The organism is Paractinoplanes brasiliensis (assembly GCF_004362215.1).
Taxonomy (GTDB): Bacteria; Actinomycetota; Actinomycetes; order Mycobacteriales; family Micromonosporaceae; genus Actinoplanes; species Actinoplanes brasiliensis.
Window position 1 is genome coordinate 397209 of sequence record NZ_SNWR01000002.1, and the last position, 21646, is coordinate 418854.

At 70.8% G+C, this 21646-nt stretch carries 19 protein-coding genes; 10 read left to right on the forward strand and 9 right to left on the reverse strand.

Annotated elements, in window-relative coordinates:
* Positions 1 to 46: 46 nt before the first annotated feature.
* Together C8E87_RS33835 and C8E87_RS33840 are read left to right on the forward strand one after the other, a co-directional pair.
* Complete coding sequence (locus C8E87_RS33835) at positions 47 to 1087, forward strand: IS630 family transposase (protein ID WP_133873337.1); 1041 nt, start codon at positions 47 to 49, stop codon at positions 1085 to 1087.
* A gap of 133 nt (positions 1088 to 1220) precedes the next feature.
* Positions 1221 to 3152 (forward strand): PQQ-dependent sugar dehydrogenase, encoded by a 1932-nt coding sequence (locus C8E87_RS33840; protein WP_239080756.1) that lies wholly within the window; start codon positions 1221 to 1223, stop codon positions 3150 to 3152.
* Positions 3153 to 3408: 256 nt separating this feature from the next.
* Here C8E87_RS33840 and C8E87_RS33845 read toward each other — a convergent pair whose 3' ends face one another.
* The gene (locus tag C8E87_RS33845; protein ID WP_133877507.1) at positions 3409 to 4662 is read right to left on the reverse strand and encodes a hypothetical protein; all 1254 of its coding nucleotides are present in this window, start codon (positions 4660 to 4662) and stop codon (positions 3409 to 3411) included.
* A 283-nt stretch (positions 4663 to 4945) separates the two neighbouring features.
* Between C8E87_RS33845 and C8E87_RS33850 the strand changes: the two genes are divergently transcribed.
* Together C8E87_RS33850 and C8E87_RS33855 are read left to right on the forward strand one after the other, a co-directional pair.
* Positions 4946 to 6247 carry an AI-2E family transporter gene (locus C8E87_RS33850; protein WP_133877508.1) on the forward strand — a complete coding sequence of 434 codons (1302 nt, stop codon included), beginning with the start codon at positions 4946 to 4948 and terminating at the stop codon, positions 6245 to 6247.
* A 255-nt stretch (positions 6248 to 6502) separates the two neighbouring features.
* On the forward strand, positions 6503 to 7900 hold the full coding sequence (locus C8E87_RS33855) for a M28 family metallopeptidase (protein ID WP_239080755.1): 1398 nt from the start codon (positions 6503 to 6505) through the stop codon (positions 7898 to 7900).
* Between the two features lie 45 nt (positions 7901 to 7945).
* Here the strand turns inward: C8E87_RS33855 and C8E87_RS33860 are convergent, their stop codons facing one another.
* From C8E87_RS33860 to C8E87_RS33875, 4 genes are all read right to left on the reverse strand, one after another.
* On the reverse strand, positions 7946 to 8704 hold the full coding sequence (locus tag C8E87_RS33860) for an SAM-dependent methyltransferase (protein ID WP_133877509.1): 759 nt from the start codon (positions 8702 to 8704) through the stop codon (positions 7946 to 7948).
* A 107-nt stretch (positions 8705 to 8811) separates the two neighbouring features.
* Entirely contained in the window at positions 8812 to 10086 is a 1275-nt protein-coding gene (locus C8E87_RS33865; protein WP_133877510.1) for an ABC transporter permease, read from the reverse strand.
* Positions 10083 to 10775 carry an ABC transporter ATP-binding protein gene (locus C8E87_RS33870; protein ID WP_133877511.1) on the reverse strand — a complete coding sequence of 231 codons (693 nt, stop codon included), beginning with the start codon at positions 10773 to 10775 and terminating at the stop codon, positions 10083 to 10085. The genes C8E87_RS33865 and C8E87_RS33870 overlap by 4 nt, the downstream gene beginning before the upstream one ends.
* Complete coding sequence (locus tag C8E87_RS33875; RefSeq protein ID WP_239080754.1) at positions 10772 to 11767, reverse strand: efflux RND transporter periplasmic adaptor subunit; 996 nt, start codon at positions 11765 to 11767, stop codon at positions 10772 to 10774. The genes C8E87_RS33870 and C8E87_RS33875 overlap by 4 nt, the downstream gene beginning before the upstream one ends.
* A gap of 170 nt (positions 11768 to 11937) precedes the next feature.
* Here C8E87_RS33875 and C8E87_RS33880 point away from each other — a divergent pair, with 170 nt between their 5' ends.
* Positions 11938 to 13236: an acetamidase/formamidase family protein gene (locus tag C8E87_RS33880; protein ID WP_133877512.1), complete on the forward strand. Its 1299-nt coding sequence runs from the start codon at positions 11938 to 11940 to the stop codon at positions 13234 to 13236.
* Here C8E87_RS33880 and C8E87_RS45940 read toward each other — a convergent pair.
* Positions 13202 to 13570, reverse strand: coding sequence for an ATP-binding protein (locus tag C8E87_RS45940; protein ID WP_239080753.1), 369 nt, complete (start codon positions 13568 to 13570; stop codon positions 13202 to 13204). The genes C8E87_RS33880 and C8E87_RS45940 overlap by 35 nt on opposite strands.
* A 67-nt stretch (positions 13571 to 13637) precedes the next feature.
* On the opposite strand from C8E87_RS45940, the gene C8E87_RS33890 reads away from it, so the two are divergent.
* A complete protein-coding gene (locus C8E87_RS33890) occupies positions 13638 to 14282 on the forward strand; it encodes a SanA/YdcF family protein (RefSeq protein ID WP_133877513.1) in 645 nt (214 codons plus the stop codon).
* Between the two features lie 212 nt (positions 14283 to 14494).
* Here C8E87_RS33890 and C8E87_RS33895 read toward each other — a convergent pair whose 3' ends face one another.
* Positions 14495 to 15217 (reverse strand): SDR family oxidoreductase, encoded by a 723-nt coding sequence (locus C8E87_RS33895; RefSeq protein WP_133877514.1) that lies wholly within the window; start codon positions 15215 to 15217, stop codon positions 14495 to 14497.
* A gap of 84 nt (positions 15218 to 15301) precedes the next feature.
* Between C8E87_RS33895 and C8E87_RS33900 the strand changes: the two genes are divergently transcribed.
* The 3 genes from C8E87_RS33900 to C8E87_RS33910 all read left to right on the forward strand — a co-directional run bounded on the left by C8E87_RS33900 (position 15302) and on the right by C8E87_RS33910 (position 18391).
* Positions 15302 to 15943 carry a TetR/AcrR family transcriptional regulator gene (locus C8E87_RS33900; protein ID WP_133877515.1) on the forward strand — a complete coding sequence of 214 codons (642 nt, stop codon included), beginning with the start codon at positions 15302 to 15304 and terminating at the stop codon, positions 15941 to 15943.
* A 68-nt stretch (positions 15944 to 16011) separates the two neighbouring features.
* A complete protein-coding gene (locus C8E87_RS33905; protein WP_133877516.1) occupies positions 16012 to 16398 on the forward strand; it encodes an HPF/RaiA family ribosome-associated protein in 387 nt (128 codons plus the stop codon).
* A 550-nt stretch (positions 16399 to 16948) separates the two neighbouring features.
* Positions 16949 to 18391 carry an IS110 family RNA-guided transposase gene (locus C8E87_RS33910; protein ID WP_239080767.1) on the forward strand — a complete coding sequence of 481 codons (1443 nt, stop codon included), beginning with the start codon at positions 16949 to 16951 and terminating at the stop codon, positions 18389 to 18391.
* A 21-nt stretch (positions 18392 to 18412) separates the two neighbouring features.
* On the opposite strand, the gene ligA is transcribed toward C8E87_RS33910, so the two are convergent.
* Positions 18413 to 20392, reverse strand: a complete 1980-nt coding sequence (gene ligA, locus C8E87_RS33915; RefSeq protein WP_133877517.1) for an NAD-dependent DNA ligase LigA — start codon at positions 20390 to 20392, stop codon at positions 18413 to 18415.
* A 130-nt stretch (positions 20393 to 20522) separates the two neighbouring features.
* Between ligA and C8E87_RS33920 the strand changes: the two genes are divergently transcribed.
* The gene (locus C8E87_RS33920) at positions 20523 to 20744 is read left to right on the forward strand and encodes a hypothetical protein (RefSeq protein WP_133877518.1); all 222 of its coding nucleotides are present in this window, start codon (positions 20523 to 20525) and stop codon (positions 20742 to 20744) included.
* Here the strand turns inward: C8E87_RS33920 and C8E87_RS33925 are convergent.
* Entirely contained in the window at positions 20731 to 21642 is a 912-nt protein-coding gene (locus C8E87_RS33925; RefSeq protein WP_133877519.1) for an endonuclease/exonuclease/phosphatase family protein, read from the reverse strand. The two genes, C8E87_RS33920 and C8E87_RS33925, sit on opposite strands and share 14 nt — an antisense overlap.
* Between the last annotated feature and the right edge of the window lie 4 nt (positions 21643 to 21646).

Genomic DNA, 21646 nt, shown 5'->3' on the forward strand with positions numbered 1-21646 from the left:
CAGGTTTCCACACAAGAGCCTGAACCCCGACGAGGTCACCGCCAGTATGCGCCCCGCGCACGTGTATGCCAGCATGTCCGAACAGCAACACACCGAACTGATTACGGCCCTGCACGGCCCGTGGCGTAACGCCACCCGGATCATGATGGTGGTGCTGTCCGCGGCCGGCTGGTCCGCCAGCGAGATCGCGGATCTGCTGCACTACGACCCGAAAACCGTTCGCGGCTGGATCGCCCGCCACCACGCTGAAGGCCTCGCGGGGTTACCCGACCGGCCCCGACCGGGACGGCCCCGTAAAGGCAGCCGGCGTCTCGGCGACCGCATCCACACCCTGCTGCAGACACCCCGGTCCTGGACCACCTCCCGGATCTGGAAAGCGCTGGGCCGGCCCCAGCTGAGCATGTCCACGATGCGCCGCCGCATCAAAGAGCAAGCCCGCTGGGCCCGGCCCCGCTTGATCGCCAAAAGCGACCCGAACCGCGACACCATCTGCGCCCAGATCCGCGAACGCATCACCGCCCTACCAGCCGGCAGCGTGGTCCTGGCCGAGGACGAGACCCACCTCGACCTGCTCGCCCGGGTCCGCGCCTGCTGGATGCCCACCGGCCTGCGACACCGGATCCTGACCCCAGGTACCAACGTGCGCCGCACGGTGCACGGCGCGGTCAACCTGCTCACCGGCACCGTGCACCACCACATCAGCGTCAAGAACGTCTCGGTCGTCTTCTGCTACTTCCTGCAGCAACTACTCGACGCCTACCCCAACGCCCCGGTCATCGCCGTGATCTGCGACAACGGCAGCACCCACCACTCCAAAATCACTCAACGGTGGCTCGCCGAGCATCCCCGCATCCAGGTCATCGAAGGCGCGAAATACAGCCCCCAAGACAATCCAGTCGAACGACTCTGGGCCGCGATGAAACGACAGATCGCCAATACCGCGACCGCGACCATCACCGACCGCGTCCAGCAAGCCCACGCGTTCTTCCGCCACCGCACCGACGCCCAGAACTTGGCCACCGCGGCACCCTGGACCTCGCCCTGGCTACCCCAGGGTTACGGGAAGGAGTTCTGGCCAGGGGCTTAGGAGCTTTGTGATGCGCCGTATTCTTCTCGCCGTGGCACTTCTGTCCACATTGGCCGGTGCCCCCGCCCATGCTTCTGCGGGCCCAATCCATGATCCTGTTCCGACCGAGCCCGTCACCTCGAAGCTCGGGCTCGTGCTGACCGAATACGCCCAGTTCCCCAAGAGCGAGACCAACCCGCCGCTGGTCGACCAGCGCCTCAACCGGGTCGCCCGGATCAACACCGTCATGGAGCTGCCCGACGGCTCCGGGCGCCGCGCCGTGCCCGACCTCAACGGCAGCCTCTACATCGTCAAGAACGGCGTACCCAGCGTCTACCTCGACGTGGCAACGACCTTCGCCCCGCGGTTCTTCTCGGGCCGCGGGCTCGGGCAGGGCTTCGGCTACGTGGCGTTCCACCCCGACTTCAAACGCAACGGCCAGTTCTACACGATCCACACCGAGCAGGCGTCACAAACCACCGCGGTGCCCGATTACGCCCAATCGACAGTGCTGTTCCACGGGGTCATCAACGAGTGGAAGGCCACGAACCCGGCCGCCGACACCTTCGCCGGCACCCACCGGGAACTGCTGCGGATCGGCTTCGGCGGCCAGATCCACGGCATCCAGGAAATCAACTTCAACCCGACGGCGCGCCGGGGCACGGCCGACTACGGCAAGCTCTACCTGGCCGTGGGGGACGGTGGGCTCGGCGTGAACAACACCGACCCGCAGAACCTGGCCGTCCCGCACGGCAAACTGCTGCGCATCGACCCGGCCGGGCGCAACTCGCCCAACGGCAAATACGGGATCCCCGCCGACAACCCCTTCGTTTCCTCTCCGTCGGCGGCCGGCGAGATCTGGTCGTACGGGTATCGGGACCCGCACCGGTTCAGCTGGGACCGCGCCACCGGAAAGCTTTACCTGGGGCACATCGGTGAACACTCCATCGAGGCGATCTACGAGGTGCGCGCCGGCGACAACATGGGCTGGAGCGAGCGCGAGGGCGCGTTCGTCTTCGACAAGACCCCCGCCACGGCGTGCGACCGGCTGCTCCCGCTGCCCGCCGACGACAGCGGGTACGTCTACCCCGTCGCCGCGTACGACCACAACCCGGCGCCCGGCTGGAACTGCACCTCCGACGTGGGCGTGGCGGTGGCCGGCGGCTTCGTCTACCGCGGGCGCGACGTGCCGGCACTGCGCGGCAAGTACGTGTTCGGCGACCTCGTCGACGGCCGGGTGTTCTACACCGAGGCGTCGGAGATGCGCCGCGGCAAGAACCCGGCCACGATCCACCGGCTCAACCTCTTCACCCCCGCCGGGACCCCCGTACGGATGCAGGACCTGTCCGCTCCCGGCGCGCCCGGCGACCCCAACCGTGTCGACCTGCGCTTCGGCACCGACGCCCAAGGGGAGCTCTACGTCCTGGCCAAGGCCAATGGCAAGATCTGGAAGGTGACCGGGACCCGCACCTTCGCAGCCGCCTCCGCCGGGCACAAACGGATCACGCCCGCGCCGCGCGCCGCCAACTGGGCGCCCGTCACCCCGTCCAAATGGCAATTCACCGACGGGCAGGTGATCCTCGCCGAGGCCGGCAGCGAACGGCCCGGACCGCGGCGGCCCTTCGAATACGCCGTGCTGACCGCCGGTCCGGTGTGGAAATCCGTCGACATCAAAGCGGGCGTACGCCTGGACGAGCCGGTCACGCTGACCAACCGTGACGTGATCATTGTCTTCGGATACCAGTCGGACACGCAGTTCTACTACGCGCACCTGTCGACCGACAACACGATCCTGCCCCACAACGGCATCTTCAAAGTCAACAACGCCGACCGCGAGCGGATCGATTACCAGTGGAACGGACGCTCACGCGGCGCGAACCCGGCCGTGGTGGACGAGAAATGGCACAGCGTACGAGTGAAGCACCTGCCGGGGACGGGGGAGATCGCGGTCTACGTGGACGGAAGGGCGGACCCGCTGATGACGGCCCGGGACACCACGTTCGGCTCGGGGCGGGTCGGTTTCGGCTCGTTCGACAACCGCGGCCGGCTCCGCAACCTCGAGGTCACCGGCACCCCCGCCACATAACACGTTCAGCCGAAGACCATCCCGTTGTCCACAATCCCCGGTCGTCCACAACCCCCCACCCCAAGATCCCCAAAACCCGCGACAATGGCTGAGGGGGAGCCCCCGTGGAGGGTGGGCCCGTGTGGTGATCAGTTTGACTTGATCATGTGGTGGGGAGTGGGTCTGGCCGGCGTCCCGGGTGGGGCGCCGGCCAGGTCTTCGTATGCGTGTTGGGTGACGTGGTTTCGGCTACGTCGCGGAGATGGCCCGCCCCGGGTCAGGGTGTGACCTCTTCCTGGGTGGGGGCGCCGGCGGTGCCGGTCTGGGTGGTGGCGGTGCCGGTGAGGTCGAGGCCGATGGCCGTTGTCGTGGTCTCGGCGCCGGCCGGCTCGGCGGTCTGGGCGCCGGTGGCGTCCGTGCCGGTCGTGCTGGTGGTGTCGGTCGCCGTGGTGCCGGTGGCGTCGGTGGCTGTGACGTTGGTGTCCGTGACGTTGGTGTCCGTGATGTCAGTGGTCGTGACGTCGGTGCCAGTCGTTCCGGTGGTGTCGGCGGCGGTCCCGGTGACGTCGATACCCGTGGTCGTCGTGTCCGTGCCAGTCATTCCGGTGGCGTCTGTGCCGGTGGTACCGGTAGCCGTCACGTCGGCGCCAGTCGCGTCGGTGGTGTCTGTGCCTACGGTGTCGGTGCCTGTCGTGGCCGCGGCGTCAGTGGTCGTGGCATCAGTGGCCGTGGTGTCGGTGCCGGTGGCATCCGTGCCAGTCGTGGCCGTGGTGTCTGTGCCGGTCGTGACAGTGCCGGTGGCGTCGGTCCCGGTAGTTGCGGTCGTGTCGGTGCCGGTCGTGTCCGTCACTGGGCCGGCGGTGCCGGTCGTGCCGGTGGTGTCGGTCCCCGTTGTGCCGGTTCCCGTGGTGTCGGTGCCGGTCGTGTCGGTGCCGGTCGTGTCCGCTACTGGGCCGGCGGTGCCGGTCGTGCCGGTGGTGTCGGTCCCCGTTGTGCCGGTTCCCGTGGTGTCGGTGCCGGTGGTGTCGGTGCCGGTCGTGTCCGTCACTGGGCCGGCGGTGCCGGTCGTGCCGGTGGTGTCGGTCCCCGTTGTGCCGGTGCCCGTTGTGCCGGTGCCGGTCGTGCCCGTCACTGGGCCGGCGGTGCCGGTCGAGCCGGTGGTGCCGGTTCCCGTGCCGTCTGTGCCGGTGGTGCCGGTGTTTGTGGGTTTGGGGACCGTGGTGTCGGTTGTCGGCGGGACGGAGGTGACAGGGGCGGGAACCGTGGTGTCCGTGGGCGCTGCGGACCCGCCCGTCGAGGTGCCCGTCTGGCCGGTCGAGCCGCCCGGGGCCGTTGGCATTCCGGGCAGTCCGGCCAGGTCCGGCAGCTTGATGTCGCCCATGATGATCAGGACGATGCGGTTCCCGCCCGGCAGCCATGAGGTCGTGGCGGTGGCCGGGTCCGGGTCGGCGGCGAGCGCGGGCGTCGCGGGTGTGAGCGCCAGGGCGGCGCCGGCTGCCAGGCAGACTCCGGCGGACAATTTGTTGCGCATCTCGAATTCCCTCCGGGACTTCGTCAAAGGTCCCGGACAGCTCAACACAGGAAAACGGGGCGCACGCGCGGTTCCGGCATTTCCGGAGATGGTATTGGGTCGAGCGGAAAAGCGTGCGGAAATGACATGAATATAGCTGTTCAACGGGGGTATTCGGGGCACTCGGCCGCCCGTCGGCGCACCATTTCGTACACCGGGCGAGAAAGGCGATGAACGGCACGTTTCCGCGTACGCCGGCCCGGGTATCGCGTCGCGTCGAATCGGATGCGGAAGAGGGTCGGGCATGGCCTGGATGGACGAAGTGCGCGCACGGGCCCAGGCCCGGATCGAACAGGCGCGAAGGAACACTGGGGTGCCGCCGTTCCCCGGTGACGCTGTTGTCGAGGGCGCCACCCCGGTGGTGATGGTCGACGCCTCCCCGCGCGACGAGGACGGCCTGCCCCGGCCCGTACGGGTGGCCGGAGCCTGGTCGTGGCGGCTTCTGCTGTTCCTGGCGGTCGGCTGGGTCCTGCTGCGGATGATCGCCCACCTCGACGTGGTGATCATTCCGGTGCTGGTCGCGGTGTTGCTGGCGGCGATGTTCCAGCCCGTCGCGGCCTGGCTGCGCGGCCGGGGTCTGGGCCGTTCGCTCGCCTCGGCGCTGGTGCTGATCGTCGCGCTGGTCGTGGTCTTCGGCGGCCTCGGGCTGATCATCAACACGTTCGTCTCGCAGATCGGCACCCTGAGCACGCAGGTCGGCGACGGGGTCCGCGAGGTGCAGGACTGGCTGGCGCGCGGGCCGCTGCACATCTCGCAGCAGCAGATCAACGACTACATCGATCAGGCCCAGCGCTCGCTCACCGAGAACCGGGGCGCGCTCACCTCGGGCGCGGTGACCACGGCGACCACGGTCGGCGAGGTCGGCACAGGCTTCTTCCTCACGCTGTTCACCCTGTTCTTCTTCCTGCGCGACGGCGACCAGATCTGGCGTTTCCTGTGCCGGTTGCTGCCGTCCGGCGCCCGGGTGCCGACGGCCCGCGCGGGGCATTACTCGTGGCACACGCTGGTCGCGTACGTGCACGCCACGGTGCTCGTCGCGTTCGTCGACGCCATCGGCATCGGCATCGGGCTGTTCGCGTTGAGTGTCCCGTTGGCCCTGCCGCTGGCGGCGCTGGTCTTCCTGGGCGGGTTCGTCCCGGTGGTCGGCGCGACTGTCAGCGGCGCCGTCGCCGTGCTGGTCGCGCTGGTCACGGTCGGCCCGGTGAAGGCGCTCATCCTGCTCGGTGTGGTGATCGCGGTGCAGCAGCTCGAGGGGCACGTGTTGCAGCCGCTCATCATGGGCCGGGCGGTCGCGCTGCACCCCCTCGCCGTGATCCTCGCGATCGCGTCGGGCGTGGTCCTGGCCGGCATCGTGGGTGGCCTGATCGCCGTGCCGCTGCTGGCCGTTCTGAACACCGCGGTGCGTTACCTCGTTCGTCACCCCGGCGGGGAACCGACCCCCGACCGCGAGCCGCCCGGCACCGAGGAACCCGACGGTGACTCCACGCCCGACGAGCCGGCACCCGGGCCGGACACCCCGCCGCCGGCGCGCACGTCGCTGGCATAGACACCACAGGCCCGTACGGGACGGTCGGGGGGAAAACGCGCATCGGGCTGCGGACGGCGGGCTCGGTGACGATGATGAGGTCACCGGGCCGATCACTTCACAACTGTCAATATTGAAGATCCGTGATTTCACCCCTAGGTTGCTTGTCAAACGCGGAGCGTGCGCCGGACGACAGGCCGGAACACGAGCCGGAGCACGGACCGGTGCCGACCCGGAAAACAGCCGGGACGCGACCGGATCGACCGAGGAGGAATCTTGGACACGGAATCGCGCCGCTCATCGGTGAGCCGTCGGCGCATGCTGACCGTGGCGCTGGGTGGGGCGGCCACCGTCGCGTTGCCCGCGCCGGCCTGGGCCGCGACCGAGCAGCGGCCGGGCGCCGCGCAGCCGCCCGCGCTGACCGGTCACGACATCGACGTGGCGAAGCGGGTCTCGGCGGAACGCGCGCTCGACCACCTCAAGGTGCTGTCGATCGGCATCGGCCCGCGCATCGGCGGCACCCGGTCCGAGCGGGTGGCCGCCGGCTACATCGCGGGTGTGCTCGACAAGTACGGCTACGACGTCGACCTGCAGCCGTTCCCGGTCGCCGACAAGTTCCTCGCCCAGCTGAGCTCGCCGCGCGGCCTGCCCACCGACCTCAACTGGCAGTGCGGCGCCTCGCCCCACGCGGCCCTGGACACCAAGGTGCGCGGCGACGTGCTCGACGCCAAGCTGGGCGGCGAGGCCGACTACCCGGCCGACGTCCGGGGCAAGATCCTGCTGATCGACTACGTGGCCGCCACCCGCGAGACGGTCGTCAACCTGGCCGTTGCCCGCAAGGCAGCCGCGGTCATCTTCCTGCCGGCCGACCTGGTCGAGCCCCGCCGCGCGTCGGCGTTCAGCCCGCAACTGCCCGGCCTGGCCACTCCCGCGCCCATCCCGGTCGTCGGGGTGGCCCAGGCCCAGAAGCACCGCCTGCGTGCGCTGCTGGCCGCCCGCAAGCTCTCGCTGACCCTGTCGACGGCGGCCCACCGCGGCCTGACCTCGAACAATGTGATCGCCGGCCAGCGCCGGCGCGAGCCGGCGACGGGCCCGGTCGTGATGGTCAGCGCCCACTACGACACGGTGATCGGCGCGCCCGGCGCGAACGACGACGGCTCGGGCACCGTGCTCTGCCTGGAACTGGCCCGCGTGCTGCGTAAGCTGCCCACCACCGCGCAGCTGAAGTTCGCGCTGTGGGGCTCGGAGGAGCAGGGGCTGATCGGTTCGCGCTACTACGTGGCGCAGCTGCCGCAGGCCGAACGTGACCGCATCCTCGCCGTCTACCAGAACGACATGGTCGCGACGAGCTGGGACCCGGCCACCCGCTACTGGGTGCTGTCGTTCGACGGGCTGGCCAACCGGGCCACCGACGAGGTCACGGCGGCCGCGGCCCGGCTCGGCTACACCCCGCGGATCAGCCCGGTGACGCTGCGCGGGTCGTCCGACCACCAGTCCTTCCAGGAGGCCGGGATCGCGGCGGCCAACTTCTCGTGGCGGGGCGAGGAGTCGCCGGCGCTGCTGGAGCCGCCGTACCACAGCCCGGAGGACACGATCGCCAAGAACATCAGCCTGGAGCGGTTGCAGGTGTCGCTGGAGCTGATCGGCTCGGCCGCCTACGCCACAGCCCGCTAGGCCGTCGAGTGCCCCTCCGGCCGCCCGCCGGAGGGGCAACCCGCATCAGGGTTTACGCGCTACCGCGGCATACTCGTCGGTTTCCCGTACGTCGTCAGTGGCGGGACGCCAGCGAGCGCATGGCACGAGGCCCGGCTCCAGCACCTCCAGCCCGTCGAGGAAGCGGGACAACTCGTCGGGGTGGCGCAGGTGGTACGAAAGCGGGGCGTTGGCGTTCCACACGTCGATCGCCGCGGTGAAGGCGGGACCGTCGAGGACGTTGGTGCCGTCGGCGGTCACCAGATAGCTCCCGGAGGGCAGGGCGTCCATCAGCGTACGGACGATCGAGACCGCCTCGTCGAGGTCGGGGATGTGCCCGAGGATGTTCATGAGGATCAGCGCGACGGGCTGGGTCAGGTCGAGGCCGGCGGAGGCGAGGATCGACGCGGGCTCGCGCAGGTCGGCGTCGAGGTAGACGGCGTCGTCCTTCAGGACGGTGTGGGCGTGGGCCAGCACGAGCGGGTCGTTGTCGACGTACACGACCTGCGCGTCCGGGGCCACGGCGTGGGCGACCTGATGGGTGTGCTCGGCCGAGGGGATGCCGGTGCCGACGTCGAGGAACTGGCGTACGCCCTGGTCGGCGGCCAGATGGGTCACGGCGCGCTTGAGGAAGGCCCGGGAGCTGCGGGCCACGACGACGATGTCGGGATAGAGCCGCGCGAAGTCGTCGCCCACGGCCCGGTCGGCCGCGAAGTTGTCGGTGCCGCCGAGCCAGTAGTTCCAGACCCGCGCGGAATGGGGGATGCCGGTATCGAGCTCCGTCATTCCGCGGATTCTAGTGTGGACAAACGGGTTTGCGGACGGATGGCAGGCCGCGAATGTGGTTCCGGCCCGCCTTTTCCGGCTGGGCCGCGCCGTGGCCGCGGTGCGGACTAGGCGCGCATGACGGTGGCGATGGGGATGCCGGCGGCGCGCAGGGCGGGGATGAAGCCGCCCAGAATGCCCGCGATCAGGCCGGCGATGATGCCGGCCACGCCCGCCTCCCACGGGAACTGGACGTCGCGCAGGATCGGCTCGGCGTCGCCGACCAGCATGGTCACGACTTTGAGGGCGGCCGCGCTCGCTCCGATCGCCGCGGCGGCCGTGAGCAGCCCGGTCAGCAGCGTCTCGGCCAGCACGATGCCGGCCAGCAGGGTGCGGGGTGTGCCGACCGCCCGGCGCAGGGCGAACTCCTCGACCCGCTCGCCGACCGTGGCCAGGCCGACGTTGAGGATGCCGGCGACGCCGATCAGCAGCACCAGCCCGGCCATCGAGAAGAACACCAGCCGCATCAGGTTGAGCTGCTTCTCCTGGTCCTTGCGGGTTTGGATGGTGTAGACGTACGGCTCGTTGCCGAGCGCCTTGAGTTTCGCGCTGACCACCGGCTCGACGGGTGACCCCTCGGTCATCAGCAGGCGCATCTCGCCGCCCGCGCTCGGGTCGGCCAGGCGCGCGGGCGGCAGCCAGGTGCTCAGCTCGTCCAGGCGTACGTAGGCCCGGGGTTGATTGTCGCCGTCGTCGACGACGCCGACGAACTGGGGCGTGACGTTCGCCGCGGCGCCGCCGACACGCAACTCGGCGGGCACGTGGTACTGCTCGAACGCCTCGGCGGCGGGCTGGTTGAGCACGAGCCGCGGCGACATCGACGGCATCCGGGTGAAGTCGAGCCACTGACCCGAGACGGTGCGGTAGGGGCGGAACTTGCGCACGTCGCCCGAGAGCGCGGTCAGCCGCACCTCGACGGCCTGCCCCCGCACGCCCGGCGCCGGCTCGCAACCCTGGTCGTTGCAGATCATGGCCGGGCCCCAGTCCTCGTCGAGCGGCGCGCCGCCCGGGTTGACCGGCAGCACGCCGGGTTCGCCGACGATGCCGCTGACGCCGAGCAGGGCCACCGCGTCGTCGCGCCCCCGCACGGTGGCGGCGAGCATCTCGGTCGCCTCCTGCTGCATCGGCATGTCCATCACGCGGGTGCCGTCGTAACCCTGCTGGATCTCGACGTCGGCCAGCAGCGCCCGTTCGGCGATGCTCGCACCCGCCTGCACGACCACGACAGCGAGCACGCCCAGGAACAGGCTGATCATCGACAGCAGGGTGCGCAGCTTGCGGGCGCGGATGCCCTGGACGCCGATGATCAGCGCGGACCGGAACCGGCCGGAGAGCCGCCTCATCGCACCCTCACCCGCTCGCTGAGCACGCCGTCGACCAGGTCGTGGATGCGGCCCATCCGCGCGGCGTGGTCGCGGTCGTGCGTCACCAGGATCAACCCGCAGCCACGGCCGGTCGCCGCCAGCAGCGCGTCGATCACCAGCGTGCCGGTCTCGGTGTCCAGGGCGCCGGTCGGCTCGTCGGCCAGCAGAACCTTGGGATCCCGTACGAGGGCCCGCGCGATCGCCACCCGCTGCTGCTCGCCGCCGGACATCTTGGCCGGGCGGCTCCTGGCCAGATGCGCGATGCCGACCTGCTCGAGCGCCTCCAGCACCCGGGCCCGGCGCTGCCGGCGGGGCAGCCAGCCCTGACCGTTGACCAGCGCCATCGCCACGTTCTGGGCCGCGGTCAGGTGCTTGAGCAGAAAGAACCGCTGGAAGACGAACCCGAAATGGGAGCTGCGCAGCTTGGCCGCGCGGCGCTCCGGCAGCCGGGCGATCTCGTGCCCGTCGAGCCGGTAACTGCCCGAGTCGGGCCGGTCGAACAGGCCGATGACGCTCAGCAAGGTGCTCTTGCCCGACCCGGAGCGACCCACGATGGCTACGCTCTGCCCGGCCTCGACGGTCAGGCCGACCCCGTCGAGGATCGTCCGCGGCTGCTCCTGGCCCTTGAGAACCTTGGTGATGCCGTCCAGTTCGATCAGGGCGGTCATCCGTTGGGTCCCTTGGCGCCGTCCGGGGCGGCGGGCAGGTCGGGTCCGGGCACGGCGATGGTCTCGTTGCCCTTGAGCCCCGACTTGATCTGCACGACCTTGCCGTCGGTGAGGCCGAGAACCACGTCGACGGTCTTGCGTTGCTGGTCGGCGCCGACGATGTCGACCTTGCCCCTGCCCTGCACGCCGGCCACCGCCTCGACCGGCAGCACCATCACCTTGGCGGCCTTCTCGGTGACGACCTGCAGCGTCACCTGGGCGCCGTTGATCAGCTTGACGCCGCCGGGCGGGACGCAGACCAGCCGCATGCCGGTGGCCTCGGAGCCCTCGCTGCCGCCGGTGTCGTCCGGCTGTTCGGGCAGGCTCACCGGCGGGGCGCCGGACGGGCCGGTGGTCGGCTGGGTGGTGGGCGGCGGGGGCTCGGGAATCGAGCCGGCCGGCAGGGCCGCGATCGTGCCCAACGCCGTACAGGAGAAAGGTCCTGGTCCGTTCTTGATCTGGGCGCGCACGTCGGTGACGGCACCGGAGATCCGGTACGCCTGGGCGCTGTCGATCTCGGCGACGATGCCGTAACCGGAGTGCCGGGCCGAGATGATCGGCATGCCCGCCGTCACGTCCGCCCGGTCGTCCATGAGCCGCCCGGCCAGGATCGAGCCCCGCGGCAGGTTGATCCGCCGTGGTGCGCCGTCCTCGTCCCACACGGTGGCAACCCACTTCGGCCGTACGGCGGGGACCTTCGACGGTGTCTTGTCGAGGAAGCGCAGCTCGCCGTCGGTCGGCGCGACGATGCCGAAGACCGGGTTGATCGTGACCGTGCCGGACAGGCCGACCTGGTTGCTGAGGTCCTGTCGGGTCGGCTTGACGGTGGTGAGCACCGTGCCACGCGCCGCCAGTCCCGGTGTGGCGACGGGTTCCTCGGACGAGCCGCACCCGCTGAGCACCCCGGCGACCACCACTGCCGCACCCCACCCGGCCACTCTGCGTGACTCCACCCGTACCCCTTTGCCAGACCTTCTCCGGACGCGTGCTCGACCGGCCGGGCAGAGGTTACAAGGCGCGCGCAATCATCGATGCCCCGCCATGGGCTTCGACGACGATCAACGTAACGCCGCGGACACGGGGCGGCGATGCCGGCGACACGGAGGGTGCCTAGAACTCGTTCATGGACGTACTTGCGGCTCTGGGTAGACGGACATTTCTGCGCGCCGCGGCGGCTGCGGGGGTGGGCGGGATCGCGGCTGCCGCGCCGGGCGCGCCGGCGGTGGCCTCGGCCGGCCTGCTGCAGCCCGGCAAGGGGCCGATTCACGGCCGGCACTATCTGCGGTCACGTCCCGACGAGGTGCGCTGGGGTTATGTGCCGTCGGTGGGCAGCGAACCGGTGCTGCGCATGCGCTCGGGGGAGACGGTCACCGTCGACACGGTGTCGCACGAGGGCATCCTGGAGGACCAGGGGCGTGACCCGGTGTCGTGGTTCGGCCGGCACGGGGTGCCGCGCAGCGGGGTGCTGACCGACGCCGTCGACATCGCCCGCTCGTACGATCGGACGCCGCGCTCGTTCGACGTCGACGGGCCGCACGTCGTGACCGGGCCGATCCACGTGGACGGGGCCGCGCCCGGCGACGTACTCAAGATCGAGGTGCTGTCGGCGCTGCCCCGGGTGCCGTACGGGGTGGTGTCGAGCCGCCACGGCAAGGGCGCGCTGCCCCGGCTGGCGGGCAACGCGGTGCCGGCCGGCATCACCGAGGACGAGATCATGCCGCCGGTCGCCACGGACGGCCGGGCCACCGGTGATCCCCGGCGCTACGGCAACGTCTCGATCTTCACGCCCGTACGGTCGAGGCGGGGCAAACTCAGCGGGGTGTTGCCGCCGGCCACGTTCCCCCTGTCGCCGTTCATGGGCATCATGGGCGTGGCGTTCGCGTCGGCCACCTCGCTGACCGACCCGCTGCTCAACTCGATCCCGCCCACCATCGGCGGCGGCAACATCGACATCAACCTGCTCGGCGCCGGGGCGACGTTCTATCTGCCGGTCTTCGCCGAGGGCGCGTTGTTCTACGCCGGCGACCCGCACATGGCGATGGGCAACGGCGAGGTGGCGCTGACCGCGATGGAGGGTTCGCTGCGCGCCACGTACCGGCTCACCGTGATCAAGGCCGGGCGTCGCGGGGCGCCGTCGGTGGCGTTCGGCTACCCGTTCGCCGAGACCGGCGACGCGTGGATCCCGATCGGCCTGTCCGACCCGGACGGCTCGCGCGACGGGCAGGGCAACGACCTCGACGTGGCCATGCGGCGGGCCGTGGTGAACGCCCTCGACTTCCTCGAACGCGACCTCAAAATGGACCGGGCGGTGGCTTACGCGTATCTCTCGGCCGCCGCGAACTTCGAGGTGTCGCAGGTGGTGGACCGGACGGTCGGCGTGCACGGCGTCATCCGCAAGTCCGACTTCCCGCCCCGGCCCTGACGGTGTGGGCCTCGGTGATGTCCGGGGCCTCCCACTTGGCTATCAGGCGGTCGATGACCGGCTCCGGCACAGCGGAAGGGCGGGCCGCGTTCTGGCGCCACAGGGCGCCCGGCGGGACCTCGAGGGCGACGATCTCGACGCGGGCGTGGTAGGCCGCGCCCAGGCCGATGCACAGGTCGCGGTGCTGGCGCGAGATGTTGGCGCCGTCCAGCTTCTCCTCGACCACCAGGTGCCGACCCGCCGGCTCGGCGAACGGCGTCTGCGACAGATCCTCGTCGCCCGGCTGCAGACGCGAGCCGGCCAGGTGCGGCGTCCGGGGGTACTTGGTGAGCACGTCACGTTTGTACGGCTTCCCGGGCGCGGGAACCACCGAATTTGGCTCCTCCTCCTATGCTGCGCCCGTGACTCGGCGGCGGCTTGTGATCCTCGGGGTGGCGGCGGTGCTGCTGGTCAGCGCGCCGTGGATCTGGACGTCGACGGCCGCGTGGGGGCATGTGCACGACGCGGCCGACGCGCCTGCCGCCGACGTGGTTGTCGTGCTGGGGACGACGGTCGGGGCGGACGGGCAGCCGGAGGATCGTCTGGCCGGGCGACTGCGTACGGCGGCCGAGCTGGTTGCGGCGGGCCGGGCGCGTGTGGTGCTGGTCTCGGGCGATGGCGGCGGGCTGTCGGGCGACGAGCCGGCCGCGATGACGGCTTATCTGACCGGGGCGCTCGGTGTCGACCCGGCCCGTGTGGTGGCCGACCGCCACGGGCTGGACACCTATGACTCCTGCATCCGGGCGCGGGACGTCTTCGGGGTGCGGCGGGCGCTGATCGTCACCCAGTCGTACCACCTGTCGCGGGCGGTCACGCTCTGCCGCAGCGTGGGCATCGACGTGGACGGGGTCCGAGCCCGCTGCGACGGCTGCGGGCGGGCGCTGCTCGCGGAGAAGGCGGTGCGCGACTACTTCGCCAGCGGCAAAGCGGCCTGGGACGTCGTCCGCGGACGGCCCGCGGCCGTCACCTCACCACCGAATCCAGCAATCCAGAACGCCCTTTCGTAGCGGCACGTGCTCGGGCATCGAATGCCCTTTGTTCGCGCCGCGTCCGCCGCCCACCTCCGTTGCTGATTCTGCCGCCCGCTTTCGTTGCCCCGCCCGGTTGCCGGCCGGAATGGCCGTCCCGGTCGGGGGCCTGGTGACAGCGGATCCGAACGCCCAGTCCGAACGACGGCGAGGGGCAAGCTGGTCTTGGGCGCCGGGGAACCGGGGTGCCGTCAGGCTTGGACGGTGGGGCGGATGGTGAGGGAGCCGATCTCGACGTCGGCGGGCTGCTCGATGGCGAAGCTGATCGCGCGGGCGACCGCTTGCGGGTCGAGGCCGAACTCGCGCATGCCCGCCTGGATCTCGGCCCGTGCGGCCGGGTCCATCCCGTCGGCCAGCTCGGTGCGGACGAAACCGGGGGAGATCTCGGTTGTCCGGACGACGCCGTCGGTCGACTCGGTCCGCAGGGCCTCCATGATCGTGCGGGCCGCGTTCTTCGTCGCCGCGTAGACGCCCATGGCGGGCGTGACCTTGAGGCCGGCGGTCGAGACCGTCGTGACCACGTGCCCGTGGCCCTGGGCCTGGAAGACCGGCAGCACGGCGGCCAGGCCGTGCAGCAGCCCACGGACGTTGACGTCGATCATCGTGGCCCAGTCGCCGGTGTCGAGCCGGTCGAGGCGGCCGAGCCGGGCGACGCCCGCGTTGTTGACGAACACGTCCACGCCGCCGAAGGTGCTGGTGGCCGTCCGGACGAGGCGGCGGACGTCGTCGAGGTCGGTCACGTCGGCCGGGACGGCCAGAGCGTGCCCACCGGCCGCGGTGATCTCGGCGGCCAGGGCGTCGATGTGCCGGCCGCGCCGGGCGGCAAGCACGACGGCGGCCCCGCGCTGAGCCAGCAGGGTGGCCGTGGCGTGGCCGATGCCGCTGCTCGCGCCGGTGATGATGACGGTACGCATCGGGTCTCCTCGTAGACTAAGTTGACACGTGTCCGTTTAAGTGTGCCGGTCAAACGGACACGTGTCCACTTGGGGAGGTGTCGTATGGCCGAGCGCCGGACGCGCGCCGACGCGGTCAGCAACCGCGTGCGCATCGTCGAGGTCGCCCGCGAGCTGCTGACCACGACGTCGGACCTGGCGATGAACGCGGTGGCCAAGGCGGCCGGGGTGGGGCAGGGCACGCTTTACCGCAACTTCCCGACCCGGGAGGCTCTGCTGACCGAGGTCTACCGCGCCGACGTCGAGCGGCTGGTCGCCTCGGCGCCGGAGTTGCTCGCGGAGCACGACGCGGTCACGGCTTTGCGGATGTGGCTGGACAACGTTGCCGACTACGCGCAGGTCAAGCGGGGGGTGCTGGCGGCGCTGGAACCAGCTTCGGGACACGACCTCGCAGGACGCGCGGGCCCGCCCGGCCGTCGGTCCGGCCCCGTGGCTGGGCACGCCGAACCCGCGGTTGGGCACGCCGAACCCGCGGTTGGGCACGCCGACCCCACGGCTGGGCACACGGGCCCGATCGGTGAAGCCATTGACCGGCTGCTCGCCGCGGGCCGGGACGAGGGCACCCTGCGAGCCGATGTCGACGCCGGTGACGTGCTGCTTCTGCTGGGTTTTCTCTCGCGGCCCGAGGCGGCCGGCCGGGCGCGGCATGTGCTCGATCTGATCCTCGACGGCCTCCGGGTGCGGTGACCGGTTTCGCGCAGCGGCTGAGCGGGGAAGAAGATCACCGACCGTTTCATCCGATTCGAGGAGATGTGATGAGTGCTGTGACTGACCCCGCCACCGTGCGCGAATGCCTTCGCGTGGGTGCGGGCTTCTCGCAGGGCGACCTGAACTGGATCGCCGAGCAGTTCGGCACGCTCGACGCCCGGCTGGCCGCCTTTCACGCCGACTCGACCGAGCTCGAGGTGTCGGTCAAGGACAGGGAGGCGCGCGGGCAGAAGGTCACGCTGGAGTGCTGGATCGCCGGCCGGCAGAAGATCGTCACGACCTCGGCGGAGGAGGACCTGCGCGCGGCGCTCAACGACGTCCGCGACGACCTGCGCCGCAAGCTGAACGACTCCAAGACCAAGCAGGAGCCGCGCCACAACCGCCACCTGCGCGAGGCCGGCGACCTCGAACCCGACGTCGAACTGGTCGAGTAAGTAACCCGGCCGCCCGTGTGACCGCCCCGGCCGCGCGTCCTGCAGACGCCGGCCGGGCGCGCGGCGATCGTCGGCCGACGTCCGGCCAACTGCCGCCGCACCCGCGCAACTCCCACCTGACCCGCGCGACTCCGCCCGCGCCCGGCCCGTCGCCCCGCCCCCGCCCGGCCCGTCACCCCGCCCCCGCCCGGCCCGTCGCCCCGCCCGCACCCGCGCCGTGCCGATGCTTGGTCATGTAAGGAACTCCGGTACTTGATCAGTCCGGTGTCCTGGGGTTGCATGAGCATCCCGGTTGGTCCGGTGGGGAGGCGACGAGTTGGGGTCTGAGGGAGAGCCTCGTACGACTGATTGCCACCGCTGGTCTGGCCACGGATGCCCCGGATGAGGGAAGTGGGCCGGTCCAGTCAGAGGCCGGGCCCGGTTGCAGCACATGAGTGGGAGCCGTCGTCAGATTGCTCTGCCTCCTTGGGACCGTGGCTGTCGTGCGGTGTGACCTGCGCGGGCGGGCCGGAGCCGTTACTACTGGCTGTGGTGTGGGGAGGTTCGGTTGGTGCAGCGCAGGCTGGTCGGGATCGATCTGGGGATCGCGTCGGCGCACACGGTGCGGGTGCGTGACGAGGCCGGGCGGGAGGTGTGCCGGCGGCGGTGTATGCCGACGGTGGACAGCCTGACCGTCATTGAGCAGGCTGCTCTGGCCGGGGCGGTGCCGGGCACCCGGTTGGAGGTGGTGATGGAGCCGACCGGGCCGGCGTGGTTGCCGATCGCGGTGTTCTTCACCGCCCGTGGGCATCTGGTGTTCCGGGTGTCGAGCGCGAAAGCGGCGGACCTGCGCCGGTTCCTGAAGCGGCATGCCAAGTCCAACGGTATCGACGCTGACACCCTGGCGCGGTTGCCGTTGATCGATCCGGACGGGTTGCGGCCGCTGGAGTTGCCGGACGCGGCCGCGGCGGCGCTGGACCGGCGGGTACGGGCGTGTGACCGGCTGACGATGGCCGCCTCGGAGCACAAGGTGCGGATCAAGGACCTGGTCCGGCAGGTGATGCCGTGCACCCCGCTGACCGGGGACCTGGGCAAGACGGATCTGGCGGTGCTGGAACAGTACGCCGACCCGCGTGCCCTGCTGCGGCTCGGCCGTGACGGGCTGACCGCGTTGATCGTCACCGAGTCGAAGAACCATCAAGGCCAGGCCCGGGCCGAGCAGTGGCTGGCCGCGGCGCGGGCGGCGGTCGAGCTCTACGGCGATCATCCGGCCGTGGCGTTCACCGACCTGGCCGACGAGATCGCCACCGAGGTCCGGTTGCTGCGTGCCATCGACGCCGAACTGGCCGCGCATGCTGCCGAGCGGGAGTCCTGCTACCGGTGGGTGGACCCGATGCAGCTGGCCCGCAGCCTGCCCGGCCTGGCCGAGGTCGGCGGCCCGGCGATGACCGCGGTGATCGGTGACGCCGCCCGGTTCCCGACCGCGGCGCACTTCAAGTCCTACCTCGGGCTGGCGCCGCGGGCGTCGGAGACCGGCGACACCGACCGCAAGGGCCAGCCGATGTCCAAGGCCGGCTCCCGCCTGGCCCGGGCCACGCTGATCCGGGCCGCGGACTGGGCCCGCAAGCAGGATCCGCAGCTGGCGCAGGTCTACCACCAGCAGATGGTCGAACGCGGCGCCGAACACCTCAAAGCCAGCTGTGTGGTCGCCGGCAGGCTCGCCGAACGGCTCTGGACCGTGATGCGCCGCCGGATGCCCTACGTCATCTGCGACGTCGACGGCACCCCGGTCACCGGACAACAGGCGAAACAACTCATCGCCGAGCAATGGACCGTGACCGAACAGATCCGCCGACGGCGGCGCAGCAACAAGAACAGCAGGGCGGGGAAGGCCCCTCAACAAGCCCTCACGGGACATGATCGAAAAGACGCTCAAGGCGTACGAACGAGGCGACCTTCCCCACACGAATCCTCCACGGCCCAGTCACGGACCGTCAAGCCAACCCACGCTTGACAACAAATCCTCGATAGGGAATCAGCCGGCGAGCATTTCGGCGAAGTCGGCCGGGTCGATGATGGGGATGCCGAGCTTGGCGGCCTTGGTCGCCTTGGCCGTGGTGGTCTCCGAGGTGATCAGGGCCGTGGTGGTGGCCGAGACGCTGCCGCTGGCCCGGCCGCCGAGCTCTTCGATGCGTTCGCTCACGGTGGTGCGGGTGTAGCCGGGCACGCTGCCGCTCACCACGTACGTCCGGCCCTCGAACGGTTTCTCGCCCTCGGTATCGGGCACGCTCATGGTGACACCGGCGGCGGCCAGCCGATCGATGACGCCGGACATGGCGGCCAGGCCGTCGACCACATGCTGCGCCTTGATCAGGCCCATCTTGTCGATCTCGGCGATCTCTTCGACGGTGGCCGCGCGCAACGCCTCCATGGTCTTGAACCGGGCGGCCAGCCAACGGCCCACGCTGCGCCCGGTCATGCGGATGCCGAGGCCGGTGATGACCCGGTTGAACGGCTGGCCCTTGCTGCGGTCGAGCGACGCCACGACCTTGGCCGCGTTGAGCTTGCCGAGCAGCACGACCCCGCCGGCCTTGGTGTTGCCGACCGGCAGCGCGGCCAGCTGTTCCTCGGTCAGCGAATACAGGTCGGCCACGTCATTGGCCAGTCCCGTGTTCACCAGTGCCACGCACAGGGCCTCGCCGGCGCCCTCGACGTCCATCGCGTCGCGGCTGCACCAGTACTCCAGCGCGCCGGCCACGCTGCAGGACGCGGTGTGGCAGCGCCACAGCAGGCTTGACTTGTCCCACGGCTCGCCGCACTGGGGACAGGTCTCGGGTGGTGTCCACGGGGTGAGGCCGTGCGGCTGCTCGCCGATCGGCGCGGTCACCCGCGGGATGACGTCGCCGGCGCGCCACACGGCGACGGTCTGGCCGATCGCCAACCCCTGATCCTCGACGAACTTGGGGTTGTGCAGCGTCGCGTACGTGATCGTGGTGCCGTCGACGAACACCGGGTCGAGCACGGCCCGCAACGAGATGCGGCCGGTGCGCCCCACCCGTACCTCGATGTCGCGCAGCACCGTCGAGCCGGTGTCGGCCGGGTATTTGAAGGCGGCCGCCCAGTGCGGCGTGCGGCTGCCCGAGCCGAGCCGCCGGCGCGTCGACTCGAGGTCGGCCGTGAGCACCGCCCCGTCGATCGGGAAATCGAGGTCACGCCGCAGCTCACCGATGCGCGCGACGGCGGCCAGCGCGGCCTCGGCGTCGTGCGCGACCTGCACCTCGCCGGTGGCCAGCCGCCCGGCGGTCGGGAAGCCGAGCTCGGCCGCGTGGGCCATGCGCTCACGGTGGGAGGCGAAGTCGCCCGAGATGTCGTAGGCCGAGAACGTCATCGGGGCGTCGTAGGCCCGATCGACCGTACGGATGGAACCGGCCACCGCACCCCGCGAGTTGATGAACGGCTTGCCCCCGGCGGCGACCCGGTTGGCGCCGGCCGCCTCGAAGTCGCCGACCGTCATGTAGACCTCGCCGCGGACCTCGCCCGTCCAGTCGGCGCCGAGCCGCGCGGGCAGGCCGGCCACCCCGCGCAGCACCTGGGCGGTCACGTTCTCACCGGTGCTGCCGTCACCGCGCAACGCGGCCAGGACCAGGCGGCCCGACGAGTACTCGACCCGGATCGCCAGCCCGTCGAGTTTCACCTCGACCAGGCAGGGCTCGCCGCCGAGGCTCGCCACGAAAGCCCGTACGCCGTCGTCGCCGTTGATCTTTTCCAGCGACATCATGGGGACCGGGTGCCGCACGTCGCCGCCGCTCGACGTCCCGGCCGCGACCTGGGTGGTGAGGCCACGATCGTCCCACTCGGGATGGGCCTGTTTCGCGGTGGCGATGCCGTCGAGCAGAGCGTCGTAGTCGGCGTCGGTCATCAGCACGTCGCCGGTGTCGTAATACGACTTGGCAGCGGCCTGGGCCCGCGTCACCGCGTCGGCGAAGTCGTCCTCGGAGAGCCCCGTGTGAGTCATGCCGACAACCTACGACCTGCGTACGACATTTCCGCGAACCGAGTCGCGCCGGCGGTCTGGCAGGCATCGGGGGCCGGGCCGTCCGCGGCGTCGTGCCGCGCCTGCGTCGCCGGTGGCACAGCCCGCACTCGTGCGAACGCGCGGCCCCGTCTGCGAGCTGATGATCCTCGACGGCGATCACGTTCCTCTCGGGCTGACCGAGGGCCTGTGGGACTGCGAGCCGGCCGTACGGAGAATCGCCGCCGAACATGTCCCGCTCGAACCGGCCGTCGTGAGCAGGCCGGCCGAACCGGCAGCCGATCCGACGGAGGCCGGGCCGGTGCGGGCCGCGGCCCGGCTCAGGGCAGCGTGAGACGCACTTGGACGGGCAGATGATCACTGGGGAACTGACCGCCACGCTGGTAGGTGTTGGTCAGCGCGGCCGACGCGACGACGCCGGGCGTGGCGAGCACCCAGTCGATCCGCGGCCCGTCCGGCTCCAGCGGCTGATAACCGTGAAAGGTGGCGTAGGAGGGTCCGCGCCGCGCGGCGGTCTCCCACGTGTCCTGCAGCAAGCCGGTCAGCCGCTCGTGCACGAAACTGCCGGCGGGAGTGTTGAAATCACCGGTCAGCACGATCGGCAGCGGCGGCCTCAACGCCGGCAGCCGTTCGCGGATCAGCTCGGCGGCGCGGCGGCGGGCGTGCTCACTGGCGTTGTCCAAGTGTGTGTTCACCGCGTAGAAGCGCTTTCCGGTCGCGCGATCGAGGAACCGTACCCAGGTCACCATCCGGACGGTGAAACCGCCCCACGTCTCGGAACCGGGGTCCTCCGGCGTGTCGGAGAGCCAGAAGTCCCCGTACGTCTGGGGTGTCAGCCTGTCGCGGCGATAGAAGACGGCCATGAACTCACCGAGCTCGCCACCCAGCCGGCCCGTGCCGACGAAGCCGTAACCGCCGCCCAGGTCGGCCTCGATGTCACGCAGCTGGACGATCAGGCCTTCCTGGGTGCCGATCAGGTCGGGCCGTTCGGTCGTCAGCAGCGTCCGCATCACCGGCCGCCGCTGTTCCCACGAGTTCGGCTCGGCGAACCCGCCCCACCGCAGGTTGTAGGTCATCACGTGCAGGTCGCCGGGCGAAGCGGGACCGGCCAGCCTCTCCATCGCCGAGCCGTCGCCGTGCGATGGCCCCGCAATCACCGAGAGGGCTCCCACGACGACCAGCGAGGCCGAGACGAGCGATCGCCGGGTCGATCGACCGCCGCGAATCGCCATTTCG